1 protein-coding gene is annotated in these 695 nt (G+C 72.9%); it reads right to left on the reverse strand.

Annotation, left to right across the window (positions count from 1 at the left end; translation table 11 throughout):
* A partial coding sequence (locus IF30_RS0140460; protein WP_030248244.1) for an AMP-binding protein occupies window positions 1–695 on the reverse strand: 695 nt, incomplete at both ends.

Here is a 695-nt window from a genome sequence, read left to right on the forward strand (position 1 = left end):
CGTGGTGGTGGGGGCGGGTAGGGCGCGGCGGTCGAGTTTGCCGTTGGGGGTGAGCGGCAGTTCGTCGAGGACCACGAACGCCGCCGGGACCATGTACTCGGGCAGCAGCGTCGCGATGTGCGTCCGCAGCGCGGCGGTGTCGACGGCGGAGCCCTCGGCGGGGACGACGTACCCGACCAGTCGCTTGTCGCCGGGGTGGTCCTCGCGGGCCTGGACGGTCGTCTGGACGATGCCGGGGTAGCGGGTGATCGCGGCCTCGACCTCGCCGGGCTCGACGCGGAAGCCCCGGATCTTGATCTGGTGGTCGGCCCGGCCGATGTACTCCAGGGTGCCGTCCGGCAGCCACCGCACCAGGTCGCCGGTGCGGTACAGCCGGGAGCCCGGGGTGAAGGGGCCGGCCACGAAGCGTTCGGCGGTCAGGCCGGGGCGGCCGGCGTAGCCGCGCGCGAGCCCGTCGCCGCCCAGGTAGAGCTCGCCCGTGACGCCGGGCGGCACGGGGCGAAGCCCGTCATCCAGGACGTAGGCGTGTTTGCCGGTGAGGGGGGTGCCGATGGGGATGGTGGTGGTGTCGGGGGTGGTGTCCTCGATGGTGTAGCAGGTGGTGAAGCCCATGGATTCGACGGGGCCGTAGCCGTTGAGGATGCGCAGGTGGGGGTGGAGGTGTCGGGTGCGGGTGACGTGGGTGACGGAGGCGG

The organism is Streptomyces sp. NRRL S-350 (assembly GCF_000719705.1).
In the GTDB taxonomy this organism is placed as follows: Bacteria; Actinomycetota; Actinomycetes; order Streptomycetales; family Streptomycetaceae; genus Kitasatospora.